The following is a 458-nucleotide window of genomic DNA, read 5'->3' as shown; positions in this document are numbered from 1 at the left end:
GCTACAGGAAATCAGAAATTCCAACCAAAAAATAACAGATCAACTTATTGGCAGCCTTAAACAAGTTCTCGTCGCAAGCAAACAAACTGCCCGAACACCGGAAGAAAAATTAGTGCTTATTGAGCAAAGTTTGCCAAATGATATCGATGCTTCAATTGAAGCCTGCGAACAATATCTGGCTTATGCTGACGATAACGATTTACCTTTAATGTTGAAGTATTATCAAGCAAAAAGACATACTATGTTTCGTTTACTGAAGCAGATAGAGATCAAATCAGCTTCAAAAGATGTTCTAGTAGAAAAGTTAGTCGAATTCATATTGGTACACCAACGAACCCATGGAGAGTATGTTGAAATCAATCCAGAAGAGTTTAGCAATTTAGAATGGCTTGATGACCAATGGTTTCAGTTCATTACCGAGGGCAAGACCAAGCGTTACACCAATCAAATTCGAACCA

1 protein-coding gene is annotated in these 458 nt (G+C 37.8%); it reads left to right on the top strand.

Features of this window, described 5'->3' with window-relative positions; all coding sequences use genetic code 11:
* Window positions 1–458, top strand: a 458-nt coding sequence (locus OQJ26_RS19355; RefSeq protein WP_265705295.1) for a hypothetical protein, incomplete at both ends; no start/stop codon positions are given.

Origin of the sequence: Legionella sheltonii (assembly GCF_026191355.1) — a bacterium.
Classification (GTDB): Bacteria; Pseudomonadota; Gammaproteobacteria; order Legionellales; family Legionellaceae; genus Legionella; species Legionella sheltonii.
Note: the sequence above shows the minus strand (reverse complement) of the source record. Positions and strands in the feature narration are given on the sequence as shown.